This is a genomic window from Mesorhizobium sp. P2_C7 (assembly GCF_056404515.1).
In genome coordinates this window covers 218531-244923 of the sequence record NZ_JBFUDW010000006.1, presented here as the reverse complement: position 1 = coordinate 244923, position 26393 = coordinate 218531, and the positions used below count along the sequence as shown (strand labels likewise).

Annotated in this window: 28 protein-coding genes; 11 read left to right on the top strand and 17 right to left on the bottom strand. The window is 62.5% G+C overall.

Annotation, left to right across the window (positions count from 1 at the left end; all coding sequences use genetic code 11):
• Nucleotides 1-74: 74 nt before the first annotated feature.
• Genes AC1D2G_RS15145 through AC1D2G_RS15135 form a run of 3 tightly spaced genes read right to left on the bottom strand, consistent with a single transcriptional unit; the run spans nucleotide 75 to nucleotide 3548 of the window.
• A complete protein-coding gene (locus AC1D2G_RS15145; RefSeq protein WP_477414928.1) occupies nucleotides 75-2060 on the bottom strand; it encodes an oxidoreductase in 1986 nt (661 codons plus the stop codon).
• A gap of 48 nt (nucleotides 2061-2108) precedes the next feature.
• On the bottom strand, nucleotides 2109-2903 hold the full coding sequence (locus AC1D2G_RS15140) for a pyrroline-5-carboxylate reductase family protein (protein WP_477414926.1): 795 nt from the start codon (nucleotides 2901-2903) through the stop codon (nucleotides 2109-2111).
• 15 nt (nucleotides 2904-2918) lie between these two features.
• Complete coding sequence (locus AC1D2G_RS15135; RefSeq protein WP_477414924.1) at nucleotides 2919-3548, bottom strand: TetR/AcrR family transcriptional regulator; 630 nt, start codon at nucleotides 3546-3548, stop codon at nucleotides 2919-2921.
• A 148-nt stretch (nucleotides 3549-3696) separates the two neighbouring features.
• On the opposite strand from AC1D2G_RS15135, the gene AC1D2G_RS15130 reads away from it, so the two are divergent.
• The 3 genes from AC1D2G_RS15130 to AC1D2G_RS15120 all read left to right on the top strand — a co-directional run bounded on the left by AC1D2G_RS15130 (nucleotide 3697) and on the right by AC1D2G_RS15120 (nucleotide 6808).
• Nucleotides 3697-5733 (top strand): oxidoreductase, encoded by a 2037-nt coding sequence (locus tag AC1D2G_RS15130; RefSeq protein WP_477414922.1) that lies wholly within the window; start codon nucleotides 3697-3699, stop codon nucleotides 5731-5733.
• Nucleotides 5734-5914: 181 nt separating this feature from the next.
• Complete coding sequence (locus AC1D2G_RS15125; RefSeq protein ID WP_477399682.1) at nucleotides 5915-6142, top strand: hypothetical protein; 228 nt, start codon at nucleotides 5915-5917, stop codon at nucleotides 6140-6142.
• Between the two features lie 234 nt (nucleotides 6143-6376).
• Entirely contained in the window at nucleotides 6377-6808 is a 432-nt protein-coding gene (locus tag AC1D2G_RS15120; RefSeq protein ID WP_477399683.1) for a hypothetical protein, read from the top strand.
• Here the strand turns inward: AC1D2G_RS15120 and AC1D2G_RS15115 are convergent.
• On the bottom strand, nucleotides 6703-7011 hold the full coding sequence (locus AC1D2G_RS15115; protein ID WP_477399685.1) for a KTSC domain-containing protein: 309 nt from the start codon (nucleotides 7009-7011) through the stop codon (nucleotides 6703-6705). The two genes, AC1D2G_RS15120 and AC1D2G_RS15115, sit on opposite strands and share 106 nt — an antisense overlap.
• A gap of 125 nt (nucleotides 7012-7136) precedes the next feature.
• On the opposite strand from AC1D2G_RS15115, the gene gspD reads away from it, so the two are divergent.
• From gspD to gspG, 3 genes are read left to right on the top strand one after another with little or no spacing between them, the layout of a single operon-like run.
• Nucleotides 7137-9260 carry a type II secretion system secretin GspD gene (gspD, locus tag AC1D2G_RS15110; protein WP_477414920.1) on the top strand — a complete coding sequence of 708 codons (2124 nt, stop codon included), beginning with the start codon at nucleotides 7137-7139 and terminating at the stop codon, nucleotides 9258-9260.
• 2 nt (nucleotides 9261-9262) lie between these two features.
• Nucleotides 9263-9757: a prepilin peptidase gene (locus tag AC1D2G_RS15105; RefSeq protein ID WP_477399689.1), complete on the top strand. Its 495-nt coding sequence runs from the start codon at nucleotides 9263-9265 to the stop codon at nucleotides 9755-9757.
• On the top strand, nucleotides 9757-10251 hold the full coding sequence (gene gspG / locus AC1D2G_RS15100; protein ID WP_477399691.1) for a type II secretion system major pseudopilin GspG: 495 nt from the start codon (nucleotides 9757-9759) through the stop codon (nucleotides 10249-10251). The genes AC1D2G_RS15105 and gspG overlap by 1 nt, the downstream gene beginning before the upstream one ends.
• A 13-nt stretch (nucleotides 10252-10264) precedes the next feature.
• Here the strand turns inward: gspG and AC1D2G_RS15095 are convergent, their stop codons facing one another.
• The 13 genes from AC1D2G_RS15095 to AC1D2G_RS15035 form a co-directional block, all read right to left on the bottom strand.
• The gene (locus AC1D2G_RS15095) at nucleotides 10265-10990 is read right to left on the bottom strand and encodes a PulJ/GspJ family protein (RefSeq protein ID WP_477399693.1); all 726 of its coding nucleotides are present in this window, start codon (nucleotides 10988-10990) and stop codon (nucleotides 10265-10267) included.
• Entirely contained in the window at nucleotides 10987-11343 is a 357-nt protein-coding gene (locus AC1D2G_RS15090) for a PulJ/GspJ family protein (protein WP_477399695.1), read from the bottom strand. Before AC1D2G_RS15090 ends, AC1D2G_RS15095 begins: the two co-directional genes overlap by 4 nt.
• Nucleotides 11340-11810 carry a GspH/FimT family pseudopilin gene (locus tag AC1D2G_RS15085; RefSeq protein WP_477414918.1) on the bottom strand — a complete coding sequence of 157 codons (471 nt, stop codon included), beginning with the start codon at nucleotides 11808-11810 and terminating at the stop codon, nucleotides 11340-11342. Before AC1D2G_RS15085 ends, AC1D2G_RS15090 begins: the two co-directional genes overlap by 4 nt.
• Nucleotides 11807-13024 carry a type II secretion system F family protein gene (locus AC1D2G_RS15080; protein ID WP_477414916.1) on the bottom strand — a complete coding sequence of 406 codons (1218 nt, stop codon included), beginning with the start codon at nucleotides 13022-13024 and terminating at the stop codon, nucleotides 11807-11809. The genes AC1D2G_RS15085 and AC1D2G_RS15080 overlap by 4 nt, the downstream gene beginning before the upstream one ends.
• Nucleotides 13024-14691 carry a GspE/PulE family protein gene (locus AC1D2G_RS15075; protein ID WP_477414914.1) on the bottom strand — a complete coding sequence of 556 codons (1668 nt, stop codon included), beginning with the start codon at nucleotides 14689-14691 and terminating at the stop codon, nucleotides 13024-13026. The genes AC1D2G_RS15080 and AC1D2G_RS15075 overlap by 1 nt, the downstream gene beginning before the upstream one ends.
• Entirely contained in the window at nucleotides 14688-15605 is a 918-nt protein-coding gene (locus AC1D2G_RS15070) for a hypothetical protein (RefSeq protein ID WP_477414912.1), read from the bottom strand. Before AC1D2G_RS15070 ends, AC1D2G_RS15075 begins: the two co-directional genes overlap by 4 nt.
• A complete protein-coding gene (locus tag AC1D2G_RS15065; RefSeq protein WP_477414910.1) occupies nucleotides 15602-16195 on the bottom strand; it encodes a hypothetical protein in 594 nt (197 codons plus the stop codon). The genes AC1D2G_RS15070 and AC1D2G_RS15065 overlap by 4 nt, the downstream gene beginning before the upstream one ends.
• The gene (gspM, locus tag AC1D2G_RS15060) at nucleotides 16192-16791 is read right to left on the bottom strand and encodes a type II secretion system protein GspM (protein WP_477414908.1); all 600 of its coding nucleotides are present in this window, start codon (nucleotides 16789-16791) and stop codon (nucleotides 16192-16194) included. Before gspM ends, AC1D2G_RS15065 begins: the two co-directional genes overlap by 4 nt.
• A 2-nt stretch (nucleotides 16792-16793) precedes the next feature.
• Nucleotides 16794-17843, bottom strand: a complete 1050-nt coding sequence (locus AC1D2G_RS15055) for a PilN domain-containing protein (protein ID WP_477414906.1) — start codon at nucleotides 17841-17843, stop codon at nucleotides 16794-16796.
• Nucleotides 17844-18209: 366 nt separating this feature from the next.
• Nucleotides 18210-18488 (bottom strand): DUF1493 family protein, encoded by a 279-nt coding sequence (locus tag AC1D2G_RS15050; protein ID WP_477415148.1) that lies wholly within the window; start codon nucleotides 18486-18488, stop codon nucleotides 18210-18212.
• 124 nt (nucleotides 18489-18612) lie between these two features.
• Complete coding sequence (locus AC1D2G_RS15045) at nucleotides 18613-19095, bottom strand: hypothetical protein (protein ID WP_477414904.1); 483 nt, start codon at nucleotides 19093-19095, stop codon at nucleotides 18613-18615.
• A 139-nt stretch (nucleotides 19096-19234) separates the two neighbouring features.
• Nucleotides 19235-19576 carry an Imm45 family immunity protein gene (imm45, locus tag AC1D2G_RS15040; protein ID WP_477414902.1) on the bottom strand — a complete coding sequence of 114 codons (342 nt, stop codon included), beginning with the start codon at nucleotides 19574-19576 and terminating at the stop codon, nucleotides 19235-19237.
• Nucleotides 19577-19624: 48 nt separating this feature from the next.
• The gene (locus AC1D2G_RS15035) at nucleotides 19625-20791 is read right to left on the bottom strand and encodes an alpha-D-ribose 1-methylphosphonate 5-triphosphate diphosphatase (protein WP_477415146.1); all 1167 of its coding nucleotides are present in this window, start codon (nucleotides 20789-20791) and stop codon (nucleotides 19625-19627) included.
• Between the two features lie 324 nt (nucleotides 20792-21115).
• Between AC1D2G_RS15035 and AC1D2G_RS15030 the strand changes: the two genes are divergently transcribed.
• From AC1D2G_RS15030 to AC1D2G_RS15010, 5 genes are all read left to right on the top strand, one after another.
• Entirely contained in the window at nucleotides 21116-21718 is a 603-nt protein-coding gene (locus AC1D2G_RS15030) for an ANTAR domain-containing response regulator (protein WP_379022504.1), read from the top strand.
• A gap of 2 nt (nucleotides 21719-21720) precedes the next feature.
• Nucleotides 21721-22959, top strand: coding sequence for a CmpA/NrtA family ABC transporter substrate-binding protein (locus tag AC1D2G_RS15025; protein ID WP_477415144.1), 1239 nt, complete (start codon nucleotides 21721-21723; stop codon nucleotides 22957-22959).
• Nucleotides 22960-23305: 346 nt separating this feature from the next.
• Entirely contained in the window at nucleotides 23306-24634 is a 1329-nt protein-coding gene (locus tag AC1D2G_RS15020; protein WP_477414900.1) for a CmpA/NrtA family ABC transporter substrate-binding protein, read from the top strand.
• Between the two features lie 59 nt (nucleotides 24635-24693).
• The gene (ntrB, locus tag AC1D2G_RS15015; protein WP_477414898.1) at nucleotides 24694-25584 is read left to right on the top strand and encodes a nitrate ABC transporter permease; all 891 of its coding nucleotides are present in this window, start codon (nucleotides 24694-24696) and stop codon (nucleotides 25582-25584) included.
• Nucleotides 25585-25594: 10 nt separating this feature from the next.
• Nucleotides 25595-26392: an ABC transporter ATP-binding protein gene (locus AC1D2G_RS15010; protein ID WP_477414896.1), complete on the top strand. Its 798-nt coding sequence runs from the start codon at nucleotides 25595-25597 to the stop codon at nucleotides 26390-26392.
• Nucleotide 26393: the final 1 nt, after the last annotated feature.

The window sequence follows — 26393 nt, the reverse complement described above, 5'->3', positions numbered from 1 at the left end:
GAGAGATCGCTAATCATAGTAACTATCGTCGTCTTTCGCTTGTCTGGATCGATCCGGCCCGTCTAGCGTGCCTATCACAGCCGCAAGGCGACCTTCCTCCCTTCGTGGAATGCGTAGGGCGCCTGGCGTGGAGCGGCGGCATCGCCGACCTCCGTGAAAGGTTGCGATGTGCCTTTCAACTCTTTCGCCAGCCAATCCGCCGCCACGTTGGTGGTTGCGAGAACAAGGCAATCGCCCGGTACGAAACTTTCTTCACGGGTGTTGTGGTCGACGACGGTCACGCCGTCCCCGTGCCATTCCAGAACGCTGACGTCCACGAACCATTTGACGCCAAGCTGGCGCAATGTCCGTCGCAGCGGGAAATCGGCAGCTGTCCGCTGCAGTTCCTTGCCGACCAGCGGATCGGGCGTGAGAATGGTCACTTGATGGCCATCCTCGGCAAGTTTCCAGGCTGTGCCACCGCCGCGCCAACCTCCGCCCTCGTCGAGCAAAAGCACGCGCTTGCCGGGTCGCGCATGGCGGGCCATCACGGCTTCGATCGAGAAGACATTGCCCTTTTCGATGCCTGGCAGGCTCGGCATTGCCGGCAGCGCCTTCTGAAATCCGGTTTCGGGAGACACCGACCCCGTGGCCAGGATGACGGTGTCGGCTTGGAATGAGGGGATTTCCGATGCCTCGACATAGGTGTTCAGCCGTATGTCGACATTCAATTTGTCAAGCTGGCGCTCATACCAAACGAGAAGGTCGAGGATTTGCCCCCGGCGCGGCTGCAGCCCGGCGAGCAGAAAGTTCCCGCCCAGTCTGCTGGAGGCTTCGGCCAGCACCACGTCGTGCCCCCGTTCGGCGGCAACGCGTGCCGTCTCGAGGCCAGCGGGCCCGCCGCCGATGACAAGCACCCGTTTTTTGATGGCGGCGGCCGTGAACCGGTCACCACCCCATTCAAACTCGCGTCCTGCCGAAGGATTGATAAGGCAGCTGATCCAGTAGTCGCGTGAACGGCGGCCCCAGCACATCTGGTTGCAGGATATGCAGCCGCGCACATCGTCCGGCCGGTCCGCCGCGGCCTTGCGTGCCAGATGCGGGTCGGCGATCTGGCCCCGCACGATCGAGACCAGGTCCGCAGCCTTTTCGCCGAGCACCGTTTCGGCATTTTCAGGCGTCCTGATATGGCTTTCGGCCACCACGAGGGCCGTCTTGACCACGCCCTTGAGGGTCGCCGCAAGATCGGCGCCAAGTTTCTCCGGGTAGAGAAAAGTCGGCATTATCTTGTAGAAATCGAGGTAGCTGCCGGTTCCGCAGGTCACGTAGTCGATCAGCCCCTGCTCATCATGCAACCGAATGATCTCCGCCAGTTCCTGCCGACTGAGCGCGACTGTGTAGTCGGGCTCATCGCTGACCGAGAGCCCAACGATAAAATCTCGGCCGCATGTTTCCCGGATGCGGGTCAGGATCTCGCGGGAGATCCGTGTGCGGTTTTCGAGCGAGCCTCCCCATTGGTCTTCGCGTTGGTTTGTCCAGGGTGTCCAGAATTGATCGATCAGTCCGACATAGGCAGCCCAGACTTCGACACCATCGAAACCGGCGTCCCGGCAGCGGCGCGCGGCCTGAACAAAGCCGTCGATGGTCTCCCAGATCTCATCCTGCGACATAGCGTGGGAGCCGTCGCTGTCGTGATAGCTTGGAAGGCCCGAGGGCGACCAATGCGCATGAAATGAGTTGTCCGAATCGCCATGCGCACCGACGTGGTAGAGCTGCTGGATGGCGATCGCCCCGTGGTCCTTGATCGCCCGCGTGACCTGCTGGAAATGAGGAATGACGCTATCGTCGCCAGGCCGGAAATTGCCGCGTGTCAGCACGGCGGCCTGATGGACGGGCATGGGTTCGACAACAATCATGCCGGCCCCGCCAATCGCTCGTTCGGCATAGTAGGCAACGTGCCGTTCGGTCGGCACGCCATTTTCGGCCATGTTGGCGGTGTGAGCTCCGAACACGATCCGGTTTCGCAGGGTGCGACTGCCCAGCTTTACGGGTGAAAACAGATGCGGAAAGAGTTTTGACATTGTATCTCACCTGCGGGTCGGAGGACGGCAACCCGCCTCGTGTGGCAATCAGGAGGCTTGTCCCATACTCACGGATTTCTGAAGCGCTGCAGCAAGGCCGTCTGCCACGGCCGCTTCAAACCCGGCTGCGCGCATGGCCTCGATTGCTGCTGCGGTGGTGCCGCGGTAGTCGAGGAAGGTCTGGACGATGTTTTTGGGATTGTCTGCGCGAGCCTCGAGGAGTTTTCCCGCTCCAATCAGCACCGCGCTGACGCTCCTTCGGGCAATGTCCGGGCTTATTCCTCGACCGACGGCATCGTCCATCATCGCTGCGGCAAGGAGGGCCGGAAAGGCCGGGCCGGATCCGGTGAGGCCCGTCAGATAGTCGATATCTGCTTCACTTTTGACTTCATCGGCGGCGCCACAGGCCTCCAGAATCCGACGGGCGACATCGCGGTCATCCGCAGTGACACCCCGAGAGCCTATCCAGGGAGTATAGGAATTGCGCACCTCTGCCGCAGCATTCGGAAGCGTGCGCACGACGCGTTCGGTCTTGAGACGTCGAGCCAGTTGGTCGAGAGGCACCCCGGCCATGACCGACATGGCGAGCTTGCCATACGCAGAGATGTCGATGGCAGGCCAGTCCTGGGGGCGGACCGATACGATAATGACATTGGATCGATCCGCCAGTTCCTGATTGTCCCTGGTCCATGCAGCGTTTGGCAGAAAGCCGGGTTGCCCGCTTCTGTAGGAAAGCGTGAGGTGCTCAGCGGCGACTATCTGTGCATCGATTATGGCCTCTGCGATGGCCCGTCCAAGCCATCCACCACCACCGATTATTCCGATACTCAAGGGTTCGCCCATCGTCGAAACTCTTCCTCAACCCGCCGAATGGCCATGTCTGGCGAAGAACCGATCCAGTTCGCGCTTCTGTGGGGCCTCGCCCGTAAAAATCTCAACGTACCCGGGAATGCGCTTCATGCGGACCGCGAGATCTTCCCTGGTCTGCATTGAGATGTAGCCGATCTGCACGAGGTAGATGGTGCGCGCTCGAACGTCGGCTGAGCTTTCCTCGTAACCGAAGCGGACGAACATCTGGCTCATCGCGTCGAGGCGCGTCTGATCGGCTGTCTGTACCTCCGCCAGGATCTCGGGAGATTGAAGCGCCCAGCTTCTGACTGCGAACTCGAACTGGGAGTCGAACAAGGTCATGTCGAGCCAGCAGTCGAAAACGTTGAGCATCGCTTCGGCCACAGTCTCGGCATAGGCCTCAGCCTGCTTGACGAGGTTGCCTGTGTTCTTGTCCCGCCAACGCGTCAAGAGGGCAGCCAGCAACTCCTCTCGATCCTTAAAGAACCAATAGAAGCTCGTGCGGGACAGGCCCAGCTTCTTGGCCAAGGGCGAAATTCTCACCGTGTCAACGCCGGATTCGAGAAGCAAGTCGTAGGCGGCTTCAAGCCACCCCTCTGGCGATCCGCGCCATCCGCTGTCGTTCGAAATCTGCTCCATGGGCGACCAACCTAACAAAATGAAAAAGTGAACACCAGAAAAATGTACACCTGTGTCGATTTGATCGACCTATGAGAACTCAAACTTGACATATCTGTACATTTTCAAATAGCGTTTGCGCCTGCCATCCCAGCCCGGAGTCCGTCAGATGTCGAACGATCCTCTTCTGCAGCCGTACAAACTCAAGCATTTGACCCTTCGCAACCGCATCATCGTGACGTCCCACGAGCCGGCCTATCCGGAGGATGGGATGCCGAAGGAGCGCTATCTTGCCTACACGGTGGAGCGGGCGAAAGGCGGTGTGGCGATGACGATGACGGCCGGGTCGGCGGCGGTCTCGAAGGACAGCCCCCCGGTTTTCAACAACCTGCTCGCCTACAAGGACGAGATCGTACCGTGGATCAAGCAAATGACCGATGCGGTGCACGAAGAGGGCGCCGCCATCATGATCCAGCTGACCCATCTCGGACGGCGCACCCGCTGGGACAAAGGCGATTGGCTGCCCGTTGTGGCTCCGTCCCATCATCGTGAAGCCTCGCACCGAGCGTTTCCCAAGAAAATTGAAGACTGGGATATCGAGCGCATCATCAAGGACTTCGCAGACGCCGCCGAACGGATGAAGGCAGGCGGCATGGATGGCGTCGAGCTCGAGGCCTACGGCCACCTGCTCGAACAGTTCACGTCTCCCCTCACGAACGAACTTGACGGTCCTTATGGCGGTTCGCTCGATAATCGCATGCGCTTCTGCATGGATGTCTTGAAGGCGATCCGGTCACGGGTGGGCGAGGACTTCATCCTGGGCGTGCGATATACTGCGGATGAATGTCTCCCCGGCGGCACTGGCAAGTCGGAAGGCCTTGAAATCTCCAAACGCCTCAAGGAAAGCGGACTTATCGACTACCTCAACGTGATCCGCGGCCACATCGACACCGACGCGGGCCTGACGGACGTCATTCCGATTCAGGGAATGGCGAACGCCCCACACCTTGATTTTGCGGGCGAGATTCGTGCCGCGACCAACTTCCCGACCTTCCATGCGGCGAAAATTCCGGATGTGGCGACTGCGCGCCACGCGATTGCGTCGGGCAAGGTCGACATGATCGGGATGACGCGCGCTCATATGACCGACCCACACATCGTGCGGAAGATCATCGAAAAGCGCGAAGACGAAATCAGGCCCTGCGTCGGCGCCAACTATTGCCTTGACCGCATCTATCAGGGCGGGGCGGCATACTGCATTCACAACCCCGCCACTGGTCGCGAGCTGACCATGCCGCACATTGTCGCCAAGGCCGAGACACGCAAGAAGATCGTCGTCGTCGGCGCAGGTCCGGCCGGCCTCGAGGCCGCCCGCGTGGCGGGTGAGCGGGGACACCAGGTCGTGGTCTTCGAAGCCGCGAGCGGACCGGGAGGGCAAATCCGCCTGACAGCACTGAGCCCGCGCCGCAAGGAGATGATGAGCATCATCGATTGGCGCATGGCCCAGTGCGAAAAACACGGAGTGAGCATCCAGTTCAATAGCTGGGCAGAAGCGGAAACCATCGAGGCTGAAAACCCGGACGTCGTCATCATTGCCACGGGCGGGGTGGCGCACACCGACGTCCTTTCGAAGGGCAACGAGTTGGTGGTGTCCTCATGGGACATCATCTCCGGAGACGTGAAGCCGGGAGCAAACGTCCTCATCTACGACGATGCGGGTGACCACGCGGCCCTCCAGGCCGCGGAATTTCTTGCGGGCGCCGGGGCGAAGGTTGAAATCATGACGCCGGACCGGTCCTTTTCACCCGAGGTCATGGCAATGAACCTCGTGCCGTACATGAGGTCGCTTCAAAAACTCGATGTGACCTTCACGGTCACGTATCGGCTGGAGTCTGTTGAAAAGAACGGCAACCAACTCATTGCCCATGTCGGCAGTGACTATGGCGGCGTGTCCAAACAGCGCATCGTGGATCAGGTTGTCGTCAATCACGGCACCATTCCGCTCGACGACATCTATTTCGAACTGAAACCGAAATCGACCAACCACGGCGAGATTTCGCACGATGAACTCATCACCGGACAACCGCAGTCGGTGGTGCGCAATGCGCAGGGCCAGTTCCAACTCTTCCGCATCGGCGACGCCGTTTCAGCTCGAAACACCCACGCTGCGATCTACGACGCACTTCGCTTGGCGAAAGATATCTGACTGGCGGGGCGGACAAACTCGTCCGCTCAATCACAAGAAGGGTTGGCCCGGCATCACCCGGCCACTCCAACGACGCCGCAACTGTCGTCAACCGGCAATTGGTACGGAATCGAACTATCGATTGATCTGCATCTTGGACGAGATCAAAATGAGCCGGAGGTGATCATGGGGAAGGAGCCACATGAGCATCGCCAGACGCACAACAGGACCTGTCGGCACTGCCAGGGACTTTCTGGCGGTAGAGCTGGCAAGTTCGCGGTACGGCGATATCATCTCGGTCAAAGCGGCAATCGAGGCAACCCGCAGGGACGCGCCTTATCTGCAGGATACAGATGACGAGTTGACGGAGGAGATCGTCGACTTGGCTAGGGAACTGGGACTGGCCGTCCTTTTTGACGCTCGCGATTGATCGATTGCCACGGGCTCCGCCAGCCGCCGGTGCCGGTCGGTGCGAAATCGGCAATTGGCTCATTGCCAACCCGGAAGGTGGAACACCGAGTAGACTCTCATGGTCTCGACCGGCCCGGCCTGGCGGTACCAAAGATTGATTCCTTCCCAGCGGTTGCCGGCTCTTGTCGAAGCATCATCGCGCGATAATTCCCTTGAAGGCGTGGGCGCTTCTCCCTCTTGACAGGAGACTGCCATGAAACATCAGACACTCGATCAACTGCATGCGGTCGCCAAGATTGAAACTTCGGCCGCATATTCGGAAATGACACGCAACCAGCGCATCGAACGCTGGGCGGAACTTCTGGAACAACATCCCGAGCGATGCCTTGCCGCGTTCACAGGTACCGAATATCTGCACATGGAGGATCGTGCCAGCGTGCGGGGGGACGGATCAGCACTTGCCGTTGCCTTCGACGATCCGGTGTTGCGTGCATGCGGCCTGAAGGATGACACGTATGGCGAGGCCAGGCGGTTCTTCAAACTGAGCGACTGGCAACTGCACGAAATCGTCTGCGATTGTCATGTCGGCGCAACCATGAAAGCACATTGGGCTGCGGCGCGGGTTCGCACAACGCTCGGAGGAAACGGATTCTTTGCATGGCTGAGGCAAAGGATCATGTACTGAATTGGCCGGTTTGAGGTGAGGATCGTCACCTGTCCGGACCTCGATACGATCCCCACCTGACCGGTTTGGGTCAAGCTGAAGACGGCGTAGGTTGCCGGGGCAACATCTTCGTAGTCATAGCTGTCGCCGCTTGGGACAAACCAGACGGAGAGCGTTCTGGTTGCCGGATCGTATTTGGTGTTTCGGATCACAGTCGACGGCATTTTGGGCACCCGTTGCACGCGTTGCTCTGCATCACCTACCCTGTGGATAGACCCCAAATACGCCCATCATTCCAAACATCCGCTTGCAAGAAGCCCTAGACTGGGAATCTAGGGGAATCGGGTGGATGTCGAGCAAGCCGAGTAGTCGCGTCGTGTTGTGCACGCTGCTGGCGATTGCCGGCTGCACTTCCGCGCCGGGCAAGGACTTCTTCACCGAGACCATCGACAGCCTGCATGCCAAGAACTCGCCCTTGCGGTCGGGATATACCGGGACTGGCGCCGTCACGTCGGCCGCCGGCCAGGCACAGCGCTTCAACGGCGCGCAATATCAGGGCTCGGGTCAGTTCGTCTCCTCCGGAGCCCCCGTCACCAAGGTGACGACCGATGGCTCGGGCCAGTTCGAGCTCAATCTGGTCAACGCGCCGATTGCCGAGGCGGCCAAGGCCGTGCTCGGCGATGCGCTTCACCTCAACTACATCGTCGACCCGCGCGTGCAAGGCACGGTGACGCTGCAGACATCGCAGCCGGTGTCGAAGGATGCGCTGGTCGACGTCCTGCAATCGGCGCTTGCGGTGAATGGCGCCGGCATCACCAACCGCGCCGGCACCTACCAGGTTGTGCCGCTTTCCGAAATCATGTCCAGCACGCCGCCGGTCAGCGTGCCGTCGACGTCACCGTCCGGCCCCGGCGTCAAGGTGCAGGTGCTGCAGCTGCAATTCATCGCGGCCGATGAGATGAAGACCATTCTGGAACCGATCACCCGCCAGGGCTCGGTGCTGCGGGTCGATTCCACCCGCAACCTGATCACCGTCGCCGGCAACGACAGCGACCTCAATGCCATTCGCGAAGCGGTTTCGGTGTTCGACGTCGACTGGATGCGCGGCATGTCGGTCGCGCTGCATCCGCTGAAGACCTCCAAACCGGAAGCGGTTGCCGCCGAACTCGATTCGATTTTCGGCACCAAGGATGGGCCAGGCGCCAAGCTCATCCAGTTCATCCCCAACGACAGGCTGAATTCGGTGCTGGTGATCACCTCGCGCCCGGCCTATCTCGCCCGTGCGGCGAGCTGGATCAACAAGCTCGACAGGCTGGCCGAGACCAACGAAAGCCAGCTTTTCGTCTACCAGATCCAGAACCGCCCGGCCAAGGAACTGGCCGCGGTGCTGAGCTCCGTTCTCGGCACCACCGTCAAGACCGAAGGCGACTCGGGCGGCTCGAACGTGTCGCCCGACCAGACCCCGATCGCCATGCAATCGGATGGCGTCACGCCGGTGCCGTTGACCGGGCCGTCGCCTTCGCTGCCCCCGCAGGACGGACAGCCGCCCGCCCACGCCACGGTCGTCGCCGATATCGAAAACAATGCGCTGCTGATCCAGACCACGGCGCGCGACTACGAACGCATCGAGCAGATCCTGGCCAAGGTCGACGTTCTGCCGACGCAAGTCATGCTGGAAGCCGTCATCGCCGAAGTCACGCTCAACGACGAGCTGAAATACGGCCTGCGCTGGTTCTTCGAGAATGGCGGCATGAAGATCTCGCTGTCCGACGTGGCGAAGGGAGCCGCCGCGGCGGCACTGCCGGGCTTCAACTGGAGTTACGCAACCGACAACATCCAGGTGACGCTGAACGCGCTCTCCAGCATCACCGACGTCAATGTCATCTCGGCGCCAACCATCATGGCCCTGAACAACCAGAAAGCGATCTTGCAGGTCGGCGACCAGGTACCGATCGCCACAAGACAGGTGGTGGACCAGTCGTTCGGCAGCGCGCCGGTCGTCTCGGTCGAGATGAAGGACACCGGCGTCATCCTGACAGTGACGCCTCGCATCAACAATGCCGGCAGGGTCATGCTCGACATCGAGCAGGAGGTCAGCAATGTGACGAAGACCACCAGCTCCGGCATCGATTCACCGACCATCCAGCAGCGCAAGATCCAGACTCGCGTGCTGGTCAACGACGGCGAGAGCCTGGCGCTGGGCGGCCTCATCCAGTCGCGCAACAATGTCGACCGCACGCAAGTGCCGATCCTTGGCGATATCCCGATCATAGGCAACGCGTTCAAGCAGAAGACGGACAGTATCGGACGCACCGAACTGATCATCTTCATCCGGCCGCATGTTGTCCGCGACATCAACGAAGCCCGCGAAGTGACGGACGAATTCCGCGGCAAGATCAGCCTGCAGACGCCGATCCAGAAGCGGCGCGGCGGCACCAAGCTGCAACAGGATCTGAAGAGGCTGGCGTATTGACGATGGCCACGCACCCATCTCTCGTGCTGGCTGCCACGGTCGCCCTGGCGGCGGTTCTGGCCGCGATTTCGATCGCCGATTTCCGCAGGCAGATCATCCCGGACGGGCTCAACCTGGCTCTGGCCGCCCTCGGCCTTGGCTATCAGATGGCGGCGGAGGCGGACGGCCTGCCGCTGCGGCTCCTGTTTGCAGCCATGACTTTTGCCGTTGCCTGGCTGATACGGCGCGGTCATTTCCTGATGACCGGCAAGATCGGTCTCGGCCTCGGCGACGTCAAGATGCTGGCCGCCGCCGCATGCTGGATCAGCCCGCTGCTGTTGCCGGTGCTGCTGTTCATCGCCAGCGCCAGCGCCCTGCTGTTCGTCGGCGGGCACGTGCTTGCGACAGGGCCTGCAGCGGCGCGGGCTCGTGTTGCCTTCGGTCCGTTTATCGCCATCGGCCTCGGCTGCAGCTGGGCGCTGGAGCAATTTGCAGGTTTGAACATGGGACTGCTCTGATGATCACTCAGCGCTTCACTCGACTTTCCGAAAAATCCGGCTGCGCCAGAAAATCTGTCGGTGCCAGAAAATCTGTCGGTGAAAGCGACCACCGCGAGGGCGGCTTCACCCTGGTCGAGCTCCTGGTCGTGCTCGCCATCATCGCGTTGATCGCGACACTGGCCGCGCCGCAGGTCCTGCGCTATCTCGGCTCGGCCAGGACCAACGCCGCCAAGGCGCAAATTCGCAACATCGAAAGCGCGCTCGAGCTCTACTATGTCGACAACGCGAAATACCCGACCGCGGAGGAGGGGCTCTCGGCCCTGGTCGCCGCGCCTGCCGGCGAAGCGCGCTGGAACGGACCCTATCTCAAGGGAACAACCGGCCTGAAGGATCCGTGGGGGAGGCCTTATTCCTACGAAGTGAAGGCCGATGCGAGCGGCGTGGTCATCCGCAGCCTGGGCAAGGACGGCAAGCCGGACGGAACCGGCGAAGACCAGGACGTCAGCAACTGATGGCGGCCGGGATTCATTTCGTGCGCGGCAGCACCTGGGCATTTGCCAGGTCGAGGCGTGCAAAACCTCTCGCTGAATAGGCCGCACCATCCCGCAGAACCGAGATGGTGAAGCGCACGGCGGCGGGCAGGCGCCGTGGCACGGTCCAGCTCGGCGACCATGACGAGGCCGCCGCCGCACCGTCGAGATATTCGAATTTCATGGCGCTCACGCCGCCGATCAACCGCACCGGTTCGCCCGGTGTCGATGTGCCGGGTTCGCTGCCGCGCCGTGTTTTCTGGACGATGGCCAGCGCGCCTCCGGCCTGTCCAAGCGAAACAGCAATTTCGCGCAGCGTGGAGGATTTGAAACCGATCGCCTGAACGGCGCTGAATTCGATCCGGGCACCGTTGCCGTTGAGATAAAGCACCATGTCCGGCGACGACTTGGACAGGGGCAACGGCTCGGCATGGCTGATCGCCGCTTCCAGAAACCGCGATGCGGCATCGACCTCCATCTGGAATTCGGTTGCCTTTTCGATGCGTATCATCGTTCGGGTCTGGCTGAGGAAGACCATCATCAGCGACGTAATCACGCCGATCAGGGCCAGCCCGACCAGCACGTCGATGAGCGCAAACCCCTCGACCGATGCCGATGGTCCCGGCGGCGATTTGCGGCCAGGCCGACGGGCGCCTGGAAGACGTTTCCGCAGCCTGCCGGCTCGGACCTTGGAACGAGTGCGCAAAAACGGGCCACTCATGGGATAGCCGGATCCCGCACGGGCACGAAGGTCAGAAACGGCCCGCCTGGAAACGCACCGCCGCTGCTCTCGATGACAACAGCGGTTACCCTTGCCTTCGACACGTCTATCGTGCGGGTCTTCAGGGTCCAGCCGGATTGAGCCGTGTGGATTTGGGCTTCGTAGTCGGCCAGCATCACACGCACGGTCCTGGCCGCTTCGGCCTGGCGCTTGGCCACGGCGATGCTGCGGCTCGCCAGCACGATCGACTGGCTGGCGATACCAAGCACAAGCGCCAGGATGGTCATGGCGACGATCATTTCGAGGATAGAGAATCCGTCTTCGGGGGAGGGCTGCGACGATGACCCGGTCATGGCAGCGCGCGCCATGTCGGAAGCCCGGTCAGCCAGTTGACCGCGATGCGCGCGGTCCGGCCTTTTTGCTGCAGCGAGATATCCATGCCGGAAGCGCTGCCGTCGGGAAGGAAGGTGAGGACCGTCTGCCGGTTGGCGACGGTCTCCTGGCCGGTGACCACGGTCATTTTGACATCGTCCGGCAGGGCGACAATGTCTCGTTCACCAAAACGGATGATGCGGGTGCCGAGATCGACAACGACCTGCTTCGGCCTGGCGGTGGCGATTGCCGATGTGCGCGACAGGCGCAGCCGCATGGTGATTTCGCCGGCCATCGTCTCCAGGTTCTTGGTGCGATAATTGCTGACGAGCCCCGGCGCGGCGATCGCCGCGACGAGGGCCATGATCGCCAGCACGACCAGCATTTCGACCAGGGTAAACCCGGCGGTTGCGTCCGCCGGTGCTCCGGCTCCCGGCGCGGCCGTCATTGCAGCGCCAGATCGTTGATGCTGAGGATCGTGGTCATCACCGAAATGACCAGGCTGCCGACGAGAAAACCGAGCGAAATCGTCAAGGCCGGCGTCAACAGCTTCAGCACCGTGTCGATCCGCCGCGTCAGCGTCAGCTGAAGCATTTTCGCGGCGCGATCCAGCACCACCGGAAGCGCATTCGCCTCTTCGCCGAGCGAGACCAGCGACATCGTCGCGTTGTCGAAAATCCCTGCCTTGACGATCGCGCCATGCAGGCGGGCGCCATTGGCGACGGTTTCTTCGATCGAAGCAAAGCTTGCCGCCAGTGAACTCTGCCTGGAAACGTTGGCGGCCAGCCCAAGCGCCTCGGTCATCGCCACGCCATTGCCGAGCAGCAGCGCAAGCGTTTCCAGGTAGCGCGCGACCACGGCATCCCTGACAAGCGCGCCGATCAACGGGACCTTCAACAGCCAATGTGAGAACTGTTTTCTGGCGCCTGTGGACCGGGACAGGAAAAGATAGGAAAGCAGGCCCAGCACCGCAGCCAGCGGGAAGACGAAGGGATAGTCCCTGAACACCGTGCCGAGCGCCGAAAGCACGGTCATGGTGAACGGCTTGGGGGCGGATGAGCCTTCGAAGATCGGTTCCAGCGCCGGCACCAGCACCGTCGCCAGAATGACCAGTGCGCCGCTCATGACCATGAGCAGGAAAGCCGGATAGGCCAGGGCCTCGACGATCGCCGCGCGGCGCTTGGCTGTTGCCTCGAACGTATCGGCCAGCCGCTGGCATATATAGGCCATCTTGCCGCTGCGCTCGCCGCTGGCGAGCAAGGCGGCAACGTCGGAGGTGATGCCCGGCAGGCCGGCAAATGCTTCGGCGATCGGCCGGCCGCCTGTCGTGAGATCGAGCACCGATTGCAGCTGTTGCCGCCGCTGGCGGTTGGCCTCGCCCGAGATAACCGCGTTCAAGGCACGGTCGACCGTGAAGCCGGCGTTCAGAAGCACTGAAAGCTCGGAAAACAGCCGGCTGAGATCGACCCTGCGGGTGAACGTCAGCGCGCTGCGCCCCGGCAGGCGAAGCTGGTGCCTTTCGCCGTTCACCGGGGCAAGATGGTAGGAGCGGCGGCCCTGCTGCGCCAGTTTGCGGGCGGCATCCTGCTTGGTCGATGCATCGAGGACGCCGGTCTCGGTGCTGCCGTCGACGAGATAGGCGCGATAGGCAAAGGCCGGCATCAGTCACCTCCTGCGAGATCTATGACGCGCCGGACTTCGTCCATTGTGGTGACCTGCGATCGGGCAAGTGCGGTTGCGTGAACCGACATCGGCACGAGATCGTCTTCGGCCGCAATCTTCCCGATCTCCATTTCGCCGGCACCCTGGTCGATAAGTTCGGCGATGCGCGGCGACACCTGCAGCATTTCGTAGGTCACCGTGCGCCCGCTGTAGCCGGAGCCGTTGCAGGTGCGGCAGGCCGGAACTGTTTGGTCGGCGCCATGGCAGGTCGGGCAGACACGTCGCAACAGCCTCTGTGCGATGACGCCTCTGATCGTCGCGCCGAGCAGATAGCCGTCGATGCCCATGTCGCGAAGGCGCGTGAGTGCACCCGCGGCACTGTTGGTGTGGAGGGTCGAAAACACCAGATGGCCGGTCAGGGCCGCCTGGACTGCGACTTGCGCCGTCTCGCGATCGCGAATTTCACCGAGCAGGATGATATCGGGGTCCTGCCGCAGGATCGAACGCAGGGCGGCGGCAAAGTCGAGGTCGATCGCCGGATTGACCTGCAGTTGCGTGATGCCGGCCATCCGGTATTCGACCGGGTCCTCGACGGTGAAAATCTTGACGTCCGGCCGCGAACGTTCCGCGAGGATGGAATAGAGCGTCGTCGTCTTGCCGCTGCCGGTCGGCCCGGTGATCAGCACGATGCCGTTGGCGGCTTGCGACATGGTGCGGATTTTCGCCTGCGCGCCGCCGTCGAACCCCAGCTTCTCCAACTTCAATTCGACGCCCGCGCGGTCGAGAATTCGAAGCACGATGGCTTCGCCGTGGATGGACGGAATGACCGAGACGCGCAGGTCAACGTCGCGGCCGCGCACGGCAATGCGCATGCGTCCGTCCTGCGGCAGGCGCCGTTCGGCAATGTTGAGCCGCGACAGGATCTTGATGCGGGTGGAGATGCCGGACAGCATCGCAATGGACGCAGTGTCGACGGTGGACAGCATGCCGTCATGCCTGAAGCGGATACGGACGTGATCCTCGAGCGGCTCGATGTGGATGTCGGTGGCTCTCGCATCGACCGCCTTGTGGATGGTCTCGGCGACGAAGCGAACGATCGGCGCCTCGCGCGCAAAATCCTTCAACCGTTCGAGGTCGTCGGGGCCGAAATCCAGGGTTTCGCCACCGTTGCCGCCATTTGCAACGGCCGCCACGGCCGATTGCTCGATGCGGTCGATGCATTCGGCGATCATGCGCCTTGGCAATATGCGCAGCGCCAGCGTCCGCTCATAGTGAAAGGCGAGCGCGTCGATGGTTGCCGACGAGAACGGATCGGCCACGGCGACGACCAGCCGCTCGGCGTCCATCTGCAACGGCAGGATCGCATTTTCACGCAGATAGGCCAGCGGCACGCCTGCCAGCATTTCGGGGCTGACCTGTTCGGGAATCTCGACCGGCGTCGGAGCGTTCAGGTAGCGGCTGAGGCTGTTGGCAAGGTCCTGCTCGCCGATCAGGCCGAGTTCGGTCATCACAGTATCGAACGGGTGTCCAGATGTTCGCGATGCCCCCAATGCGCGCTGGGCGGCGTGCGCGGTCAGCACCTTCTCGCCCTCGAGAAAGGCAAGGAACGCTTCGATCCCCTGGGTCTGGCCCCGGGTCTGGCCAACGGGCTGCGAAGACGCGTTCATGAGCTCCACCCGCGCAGGATCTGCGCCGCCTCGGCGCCGAAAAGCATCTCGCAGCCGGCTGTGCCGACGACTGACGGCAGTGCAGTGGCCGCAGGGACCGGGCTTCGGGCAACGCGCTGAAATGCCGTCGGGCTGAGCGGGGACCTCTCGATGATGAACCCGGCTTCGGCCGTGATCCCGGATCCGTCCCGCCTCACGACCACGTCGACAGTGTAGGCCGATGCGTCGGCCGGCGCTTCGGTGACCGATGCGCTGCTGGCGCCGGCAAGAGCAGCGCGAAGACGGTTCGGCGCGCGATCGGCGCTGATCGTGCCGCGCTTCGAGTTGACCGTGAAAACAGCGTGGAGGGTCTGCAAGGGCAACGACGCAAGGGCCGAAAACTCCTGCAGTTCGGACACCGATTCGAACGGCGCCTGCTTGTCTTGGGGCGGCCCGACAGGGCTTCTGGACTGGGGTTGGCCAGCGAACAGCGCGGCATTGTCACGAAACCGGATCGTGGCCTTGGCCAAGGCTTGCGCCATCTCCCGCTGGAAGCCGAGCGATGCGAAACCAAGCGCCAGCAATTGGTCGTCCGCGGCATTGAGATCGATCAGCCCGTCATGATCCTGGACGCGGACATCGAAGCTGAAGCCTCCCTCCCGGCACGCTGCGGGTGTGGAATCCAGCGGCAATGTTTTCGCCCCCGAGCCGCCGACCAATTCGCTTGCAACCACATTGCCCAGGCCTTCGGCAAGCAGCGACAGGCGTTCCTGCTCGACCTCGTTGTTGGCGATCATCAGCCGCGTTTTTGCCGTCACGGCAAAGGGGACGACGATGGCCGAGACGATCAGCATGAACACCAGCACGGCGACCAGCGAAAAGCCGCTGCTCGCGCTTTCGCCCCCTGCGTTCAGGCTTTCGTGGCGGTCGCTCATAGTTGCGGTTCGTTCGGCGCTGGCAGCGGGACATCCGGGGCCGCTGGCGGGGCATTTGGGGGTGGTTGCGGGGCGTTCTTCCATGGCGGATAGAGCGGGACCCGCGCCACCTTGCCATTGCGCTCCAGCACGGCCTGATCCTTGTCGATCGCCGACACCGTCCAGCCGTCGACGGTCTCGCCGCTGCCGTACCAGATCGCGGTTTCGCTGCCGGCGACGCGCATCAGGGCCTTCGCCGCCCCACCGTGAATGCTGATGCCCAGAAGTGCAGGCGCGGCGGCGGGCGCGGCCTCGGGCGGTGCCGGCGTCTGTTCGACGGCGGCCGCGACGACCGCAACCGGCGGCGGCCCGGCCGGCGGGGCGACGAATTTCCGGCGCATCGGCGTGAACAGCGGCCGCTCGAACGTCTCGCTGAAATTGCCGGCCTCGGGAAACTGCAGCGCGCCCGCCGCCGAGGCCAGGCCGCCGTCATGCCCCTTGCCGGAAGCGACCGGCGAGATGTCGACCGGCGTGTCGTAGAGGACGACATTGACCAGGACGAGGCCCGCGATCATGGCCGCAATCGCCAGCCCGGCGAATTTCCGGGTCATGGCTTGACCCCGCCCGGCGCCGGCGCCACCGGCGTTTGCAGCGGGCCGTAAAACAGGATTTCGGCAAAGATCTCAGGGTCGCCGGTGCGCCCGGCGACCGGCCCGACGTCGGTCGTGCGCAGAGTGGCCTCGCGAATGAAAAGCACCGGAAGCGACGTTTCGATGGCGAGAACGGCGTTGTGAATGCCCTCCAGCGGTCCCGAAAGGTTGGCCCGCAGTCCGATGAAATCGACGCCCGCTTCGCTCAGCACCGGCGCATTGCCGGCCGACAGCACGTTGACCCCGTTGGCGGTGGCAATCGCGTTCAGCCGGGTCTGCAGCCCGCCGCGAATGATCGCTTCGCTTTCGCCGGTGAGAAACTCGGGATTTGCCGCGGCCACGGGGCTGGCGGCGCTGTCGAGGCGCTTGGCCAGCGCCGCCACGCTCTGCAACTGGCCGAGAAGCTCGCGCTTTTCCTCGATCCCGGCTTGCGCCGAGGCGACGCTGTTGAGCCCCGCGAACACCGCCCAGGCCAGGACACAGGCCGTCACCGCCGCAAGGGCGAGCGCAATCAGGCGGCGGACCAGCGGGCTGGTGTTGAGGATCGCGGAGAGCATGGTCAGAGCGCTCCGATCTTTGCCGAAATGGTGAAGTGTTCGCCGTCCTGGCCGGGAACCCTGACCACCGGCGAGGCGAATTCGGGCGCCGAAAACAGCGGCGAATCGTCGATCGGCTTGATCAGTTCGGCTGCGGAAGCGGAAAAGCCAGTGATGGTCAGGTCGTCGCCCTTGGCCGAAAGATCGGTCAGCCAGGCCGAGTCGGGAAGTAGGTGCGTCAGTTCGGCCCAGACGCGCACCAGCGACGCGGTCGTTTTCTTTTCCGTGCGGATTTTTTCAATTTGCTCGATGCCGGTCTGGCGCTTCTGCAGCGCGGTGCGTGCCGCCTTGGCCAGCACTTGTGCATCGGCGATCTCTGTGTCCAGTTCCGCGCCGGCCTGCCAGGTGCGCCAATGCGCATGAGCGAATGTGACCAGCACTGCCGCGGCCAGCATCGAGCAGGCCGTCACCCAGACGGTCCTGGCGCGTCGGTCGCGCGCGGTCGGCGGCCAGATGGCGGCGAGGCTGAGCGGATCGGCCCGCAGCGTGCCCTCCGGCTGCGACAGCGACAGGTACCGGATCGACCCGCCGGCCCGGCGGACCGTGTCAAGGACCGCGGCAAGCGTCTTCGCCTTGACGACATGGTAGACGCAGTCCTGCCCGACCTGACTGGCGAAGACGACATGCACTTGCGCCGGGTCGATCGGCGTCGAGGCCAGAAGGTCGAGCTCGGCCATGTCGCGCGCCTGCCGAAGCGGCAGCCGCCGCGCCGCCAGTTGCCGGGTCAGGAACAGCCCGGGCTGGATGCGGATGTCGAAGCTCGGCCGCTTGCGCCGAGGCCCGCCCTGGAGCAGTGCCAAGATCTCGTCCGAGGACGCCTTGAGCGCCAACGGGATCGACTGGAACTCCGGCGTATTGGCCTCGCGGGCGCGGATGCCGTCATCCGCCAGGCTGATGATCCAGTCGCTTGTGGAAGATTGCTTTTGTCCGCGCGCGACCCGCGACCAGACCCCTCGCAGCTCATCGAGCCACCAGTCGAAAAAATCCAGAACCTGCGCGTTGAGTGTCGCCACAATCAACCACCCGCCACCCCGGCTGATTCTCAGCCAGGATTTTCAGGCTGAGACTACTACAATTGCTGGCGTGATGCGGATATTCGCGAAGGCGCGGAAGGGCGGTTGGCCACAGGTTTTGTTGGATAGCCGTGCCCAGGCGCAACGCTGTGGCAGGCAGGGACCACAATGCGGGTAGGCGATTAGTCTGCACACGGCGACAGGCGAATGTGGAAAAGTGCACTGTCACCGGAATTCGCTTGATCGTTGCCAACTTCAATGCCGTCGGAACGTTCTGAACGTCATCCCGGACGTCAGAGGCCATCCTCCAGGATAACCTGTCACAGAAATTACCGTGCCTCACTTATGGGGTGCAGCCCAGGACTGTCACCGTATTTCCGTCTTCCTCTCCGGGCCTAATCGCCCTCGTCGAGCAGCGTCTATCAACTGTCCAATCGTCATGACCTTCTTGGTACTCGTTTGCGCTGTCCGCATGGGCAGCAGTTTTCGCAAGACCGATACAATGGACGGCTCAGAGTGGAAATATTCTGAGGGATCGAAACCAGAAACATCCATCGAGAATGCTTTCGATACCTCAAGCAAGACCTCTATAGCGTCATCTCCGTCTAGCAACAGGTCTTGGACCAGTCGGGATTGGGTAGTCATCTGATCACGGCTCAATCCGCTCTTGCGTGCCATAATGGAGAACACACGCTCTTCAACACCCGCTTGCATGTCACTGCCCCTGATTGCATAATTCCAAAGAAGTTTACTGTCACTCAATTGGGAATCAGCGTGAGTGCTTCAAAAGGTCATGAATCCGCTGAAAATTCTCAACACAAGGGCCATTCTGCTGTAAAAAATCAACTTCCTCTTCGTCTACCTCGACTATTTCGATACAATGCAAATAGGGTGAGCCAAGTCCAACAAAATAACCGGTCGCTTGCGCCGCCATGACGTCCGCCTCTAATTTCAGGAGGGCTCCACTGTTGTCAGGTTCCAAAAAAGAGCCGTGCTCTGTATCTGATTGCTTCGAAATCCATTCGGTCTCCAGCCAATTTCCACCAATGGGTGCCAGCCCGAGGGCGCGAAAAAGGCGCGATCGGGAGTCACCGAGAGACCAAATTCTGACGGCTCCGCCAGACGAAAACAATGCCACTCCCGTTTCCAGGCCGTCGTAAAAGTCAAACGGTATTATCATCCTAAAATTGGGATTGCGATTTGATCCGCGATGTCGTGCGAACTCGCGCAAGAAATCAATTGAAGAGGTCATGCCACACCTATGCCAATTCCTTGGTGACAGCGCTTGTAAACATCGCTGTATAGTGGTTTTGGTCTTTTGCCGTCTTTTTAAGCCAATCTCAGCGAATTAATCGCTGTCACCGTAATTCAAGGCAGGAGAGACCACGGCTCTATTCATCTGGCAGTTTTTCTGGTTCCAATCGGCCACCTTTAAGAACCCATACGTTGTCCGGGGTGGAAGAAGTATCAACCCATTTTTGCCAGTGGCGAGCCAGCCATGTTGGTGAAATGGCCACCATACCTTCCAGTTTCGCTTCTATGGGAAAGACAACAAGGATATTCCCTGCGTCGTGGCCACAATCGCGAATGAAGCCCAAACTGGATTCTTCAAACGCCGTGAAAAGCATACAATCTAATATTTCTTCTCGCGGAATCATTCTTCGGAATCGAAACAATGATCCACGAAAGAGTGGGTCTTTGTCTTGTATATTAGTTAATTTTACCCAAGTCATTTTTATATATCCAAGTCGGAATACGGCGACAGTACATCATTTTCTTGTTCAATGCCGGCGCAGGCCCAGCGTACCGTCGCTGTAGATCATGCGGCCGGCGCGGAAGGTGGCGCGGACGCGTGCGACCGGCTGGCGGTCGGCCACGACGAGATCGGCCAGAAGTCCCGTCTCGATGGCGCCTCTGTCGTCAAGCCCCAATGCCTTGGCCGGGTTGGTGCTGGTCAGCGCGGCCGCCGCCACAAGGCCACCGTCACCCAGCGCCGCCAGGCTGAGAACAGCCGGCAGGATCGAGGCCGGGTGGTAGTCGCTGGCCAGCATATCGAGCAGTCCGGCCTCGTAGGCGTGCCGGGCGGAAAGATTGCCGGAATAGGAATTGCCGCGCAGTGCATTGGGCGCGCCCATGACGGTGTGCATTCCGAGCCTGCGGGCTTCTTGTGCCGCCTCCAGGGTCACCGGGAATTCGCTGAGCGCGGCACCCAGGCCATGGACGAATTCCACCTTCTCCAGCGTGTCGTCGTCATGCGAGGCGAGCACGATGCCGCGGGCACGTGCAAATGCCGACAGGGCCTGCAGCGTGCTGAGGACGTCGCCATGTCCGTTTCGACCGGCGATGCGCTGGCCGACGATCTCGGATGCCTTGGCAACGGACATGCCGCGCTCCTTGGCGATGCGGGCGATGTAGAGTTCGACGTCGCGGTACTGCCCCTGTCCGGGCGTATGATCCATCAGCGAGATCAGGTGCAGCTTGCCGGCGTCCATCAGCCTTTGCAGCACGCCGATGGCCGCGGCGAAAGTCACCTCGAACCGGGCATGGATGCGATGATCGACCAACAGGTCGTCCTTCAGTCCGGCAATGGTCTCGATGATATCAGACGTATGCTCTTCCGAGCGCAGCACGCCGCTGGTGACGCTGGCGCCGATGAAGGAGAGCGCGGCATAGGCCGTGGTCACGCCGCAGGAGGCCAGCTTCTTGTCGAGCTCGGCAATGCCGATCGTCATCGGTACGTGGACGCCGAGGCGTGGCTCCACTTCCCTCTCCACCATGTCGCCATGCATGTCGATGAAACCAGGCAGCAGCAGGCGGCCTCCACCCACGATATCAGCATTCTCGACAGGCTCGTCGCGGACTTCTTCGATGCGACCGTTTTCGATCCGGATGGCGCCATTGAGGACAACGCGGTCGCGCAGGATAATCTCGAATTCACTCAGCCACATCTCGTCTCTCTTTGGCTCTATCTCTGGGTTGAGCATGATCTTCCCCGAAACGGATTCGCTTTGCGGGATCAAGCTCCACGTCGGCGCGTTGCTGGGCACAGGGGCGCTGCGGATGCTGCAAGACCTGGTCGGCCCCTGTTCCACCACAAGCCCCTGCGCAGGCATAACCCGGTCGGCTATCGTTCTGATGACACCGAAATCATGCGAGACCACAACCATGGTGGTGTGGCGGTGCAGCCGTTTCAGCGTGCCATGCGCAGCGAATGTTGCGATCGCCGGGTTATCCCGCATTGCACAATTCCTTCGCTTGGGCACAATGCAGGCATGGTCCGAACCGCACTCGCCGTCCTGGTGATCGATGAAAACCGCATCCGCGCCGCGATCATCGAGGCGGGGCTGCGTGAGGCCGGCCATGAGCGGGTCACCGTCATCCATGACGTGACCGGCATTGCACGACGGATCGCCGAGATCGAACCCGACGTCATCGTCATCGATCTCGAAAACCCGAACCGCGACATGCTGGAAAACATGTTCCAGCTGTCGCGCGCGGTGAAGCGGCCGATCGCCATGTTCGTCGACCGCTCCGACCAGGCCTCGATCGAGGCGGCGGTCGATGCCGGCGTTTCGGCCTATGTCGTCGACGGCTTGCGGCAGGAACGCGTCAAGCCGATCCTCGACATGGCGGTCAGCCGTTTCAATGCCTTTTCGCGCATGGCGCGCGAACTGGAAGAGGCGCGCAGCGAGCTCGAGAGCCGCAAGGTGATCGATCGCGCCAAGGGTATCCTGATGAAGTCGCGCGGCCTCAGCGAAGAGGCCGCCTACACGCTGCTGCGCAAGACGGCGATGAACCAGAACCGCAAGATCGGCGACATCGCCCAGAGCCTGGTGACCGCCGCCGGGCTGCTGGGACCGGCGGAGGACGAATGAGCATGGGCGCCGAGCATCAGATCACCGCCGGTTTTATGCCGCTGTTCGACAGCGCGGTGCTGGTCGCGGCCGGCGAGCTTGGCTTTGCCGCGCGCGAAGGCATCGACCTCACGCTGCACCGCGAGACGTCCTGGGCCAACATCCGCGACCGCATCGCCATCGGCCACTTCCATCTAGCGCATATGCTGGGACCGATGCCGCTCGCCTGCAATCTCGGGCTGACGCCGCTCGCTTCAGAGACCATCGTGCCGTTCTCACTCGGTCTCGGCGGCAATTGCGTCACCATTTCCAATGCCGTCTGGGCCGGCATGGCAGCGCATGGTGCTGCACCCGATCTCGAACCGGCGCGCGCCGGTGCCGCACTTGGCGCGCTCATCCGCGAGCGCGCCGCTGCGGGGCGCGACCCGCTGCGCTTCGCCGTCGTGCATCCGCATTCCGGGCATAATTACGAGCTGCGCTACTGGCTCGCCGGCTGCGGCATCGATCCAACGCGCGAGATCGAGATCGTCATCGTGCCGCCGCCCTTCATGGCCGACGCGCTGGCCACTGGGCGGATCGATGGCTACTGCGTCGGCGAACCCTGGAACAGCGCCGCGGTGGCCGCCGGCACCGGCCACATCGTCACCGTCAAGGCGCAGATATGGCGCAACAGCCCGGAGAAGGTAATCGGCGTGCGCAAGGTCTGGGCCGAACAGTCCCCCGACGCCTTGGCGGCGCTGCTGCGCGCGCTGCATCACTCGGCGCGCTGGTGCCAGGATCCGGCCAACCATGGCGAACTGGCCGGGGTGATGGCGCAGCCCGGCTTCCTCGGCCTGCCGCCGGCGGTCCAGATGCCGATCCTGACCGGCCATCTCCAATTGGGTGGAGGAGCGGCGCTGGATATCGAAGACTTCTTCCTGCCCTTCGACAAGGCAGCGAACTTTCCGTGGAAGAGCCATGCGCTGTGGTTCTACACGCAGATGGTGCGCTGGGGGCATGTCGAACACACGCCTGGCAATCTCGCTATTGCCCGCGACTGCTACCGTCCCGATCTCTACCGTTCGGCGCTGAAGCCACTTGGCGTCGCACTGCCCGGCGCCAATTCGAAGGTCGAGGGGGCGCTCCGCGTGGCCACCGCGGTCGGCGCGACAGGCGCCGGCCTGGTGCTCGGCCCCGATGGTTTCTTCGATGGCCAGATCTTCGATCCCGACGAGATCGAAGGCTACATAGCCGGCCAGAAATCGGCCCGAGCGGAAGCCTGATTATTTCCGCGCCATTCTTGTGCATTGCACAAAAATTGTGCGTGCGATTGCTCTAATGAACAATCTTTGGCCTGCTCGCCGTATCGCCTGGTGCGTCGGTGGCCGACGGCTTTCATTGATTTCATTGTTATTTTTCCTTTCTCCCGAAACTGGCATGGTTCATGCTTTGAAATAGCCAAGCCCCCTTGGGGTCACGGAACAGGCGTCCAATGACGGGCGCCCACAGGCAAAGCTGCCGCTCAGGTCAAGACGCGATCCGGATTTCCGGACGCGAAGGCCTGGCCGGCGGCTTTTTTGTTTTGGACCAACAATCGACGGCGCGGACCGCGTTCAACCGGAGACGACGATGAAGAAGACGATGAAGACATGGATCGGGACTGGAACATCGCCAAAGGATGTGACGCGCCGCGATTTTCTGGTCAGCAGTGCGATGACGGCGGGGCTGTTCATGGCCGCCCGCAAGCTCTTCCCCTCCGGCGCCTATGCGGCCACGACCTCGCCGGAAGTCACCGGCGCCAAGCTCGGCTTCATCGCGCTGACCGATGCCGCGCCGCTGATGATCGCCAAGGAGAAGGGTTTTTTCGAGAAGTTCGGCATGCCCGATGTCGAGGTGCTCAAGCAGGCGTCCTGGGGCGCGACGCGCGACAATCTGATGCTCGGCGGCGCGGCCAACGGCATCGACGGCGCCCATATCCTGACGCCGCTGCCCTATTTGATGCACACCGGCAAGGTGACGCAGAACAATCAGCCGATGCCGATGGCGATCGTGGCGCGGCTCAACTACGACTGCCAGGGCATTTCGGTTGCCCAGGAATATGCCGGCACCGGTGTCGGCCTCGACGCCTCGAAGCTGAAAGACGCCTTCGCCGCCAAGAAGGCGGCCGGCAAGGACATCAAGGCCGCCATGACCTTCCCGGGCGGCACCCATGATTTGTGGCTGCGCTACTGGCTCGCCGCCGGCGGCATCGATCCCGACAAGGACGTCTCGACCATCGTCGTGCCGCCGCCGCAGATGGTGGCCAACATGAAGGTCGGCAACATGGACGTGTTCTGCGTCGGCGAGCCGTGGAACGAGCAGCTTGTCCACCAGGGCGTCGGCTTCACCGCCGCCACGACGGGCGAATTGTGGAAGGGCCATCCGGAAAAGGCGCTCGGCCTGCGCGCCGAATTCATCGACAAATACCCGAACGCCACCAAGGCGATCCTGATGGCCGTCATGGAAGCCCAGCAATGGTGCGAGGCCAAGGAGAACAGGGACGAGATGGCCGCCATCATCGGCAAGCGGCAGTGGATGAACGTGCCTGTCGCCGATATCATCGGCCGCCTCAAGGGCGACATCAACTACGGCAATGGCCGCGTCGCCACCGGCACCGATCTCTACATGAAGTTCTGGAAGGGTGGCGTGTCCTATCCGTTCAAGAGCCATGACTCGTGGTTCCTCGCCGAGAACATCCGCTGGGGCAAGTTCGCGCCGACCACCGACATCAAGGCGCTGGTCGATCAGGTCAACCGCGAGGACCTGTGGCGCGAGGCGGCCAAGGACCTTGGCGTGGCGGCAGCCGACATTCCGGCGTCCTCGTCGCGCGGCGTCGAGACCTTCTTCGACGGCAAGGTCTTCGATCCGGCCAACCCGTCCGCCTATCTCGACAGCCTGAAGATCAAGGCCTCGGCATAACCCGCGCAACGGCGCGTTGCGCCGTTGCGGAGATTCCGACCAAGGAGTTTTTCCCAGACATGTCGATCCAGACAATCGAGGACACAACGGTGAAAGCGTTCCCCGCCAAGCCAGCGGAGGTCATCGCTTTCACCGCCAAGGCGCGGCGCCGTTTCGATCCGATGGCGATCGCCGGCAAACTGGCGAGCGCGCTGGTTCCGCCGGCCATCGTCATCGCCCTCATGCTGGTCGTATGGCAGATCGCCTGCTCGTCGCCGACCGCCAGCCTGCCGCCGCCGAGCCAGGTGTGGAACGAGGCCTACGACCTGATCGCGCATCCGTTCTTCAACAATGGCCCGCAGGATATCGGGCTTGCCTGGCGGGTGCTGATCTCACTGCAGCGGGTCGCCATCGGCTTTGGCCTGGCGGCGATCGTCGGCGTGGCGCTCGGCGCGCTTGTCGGCCAGTCGATCTGGGCGATGCGCGGCCTCGATCCGGTGTTCCAGATCCTGCGCACCGTGCCGCCGCTGGCCTGGCTGCCGCTGTCGCTGGCCGCGTTCCGCGATTCCAGCCCGTCGGCGCTGTTCGTCATCTTCATCACCTCGATCTGGCCCATCATCATCAACACCGCTGTCGGCGTGCGCAACATCCCCGAGGACTACCGCAACGTCGCGCGCATCCTGCGGCTCAACCAGTTCGAATTCTTCGTGAAGATCATGGTGCCGGCCGCCGCCCCCTACATCTTCACCGGCTTGAGGATCGGCATCGGCCTGTCCTGGCTGGCCATCGTCGCCGCCGAAATGCTGACCGGCGGCGTCGGCATCGGCTTCTTCATCTGGGACGCGTGGAACTCGTCGCGGCTGCCCGACATCATCGTCGCGCTCGCCTATATCGGCGTCACCGGCTTCTGCCTCGACCGCCTGGTCGCTGCGGTCGGCGCCTTCGTCACCCGCGGCACAACGGCAAAGTGAGGACAGCGCCATGACGGCCTATCTGAAGCTCGACCATATCGACAAATCCTTTGCCCGCGGCAATCAGGTCAGCGAGGTGTTGAAGGACATCCGGCTGACCATCGACAAGGGTGAATTCGTCTCCATCATCGGCCATTCCGGCTGCGGCAAGTCGACCTTGCTCAATTTGATCGCCGGGCTGACCACAGTGTCCGCAGGCGCCGTGCTGCTCGAGGACAAGGAGGTCGACAGCCCCGGACCCGAACGCGCCGTGGTGTTCCAGAACCACAGCCTGCTGCCGTGGCTGACCGTCTATGAGAACATCAATCTGGCGGTGTCGAAAGTCTTCGGCCGCAGCAAAAGCAAGGCCGAGCGGCATGACTGGATCATGCGCAATCTCGACCTCGTGCAGATGGCGCATGCCAGAGAGAAGCGCCCGGCGGAAATCTCGGGCGGCATGAAGCAGCGCGTCGGCATTGCCCGGGCGCTGGCCATGGAGCCGAAGATCCTGCTTCTCGACGAGCCGTTCGGCGCGCTCGATGCGCTGACGCGCGCCCATCTGCAGGACGCGGTGATGGACATCCATTCGCGGCTCGGCTCGACGACGATCATGATCACCCACGATGTCGACGAGGCGGTGCTCCTCTCCGACCGCATCGTCATGATGACCAACGGCCCAGCGGCGACCATCGGCGAGGTGCTTGCGGTGCCGCTGGCGCGCCCACGCCGGCGCATCGAGCTCGCCTCCGACCGGACCTTCCTGCGCTGTCGCGAGGCGGTGCTGAAGTTCCTCTACGAACGCCACCGCTTCGTCGAAGCCGCGGAGTAGG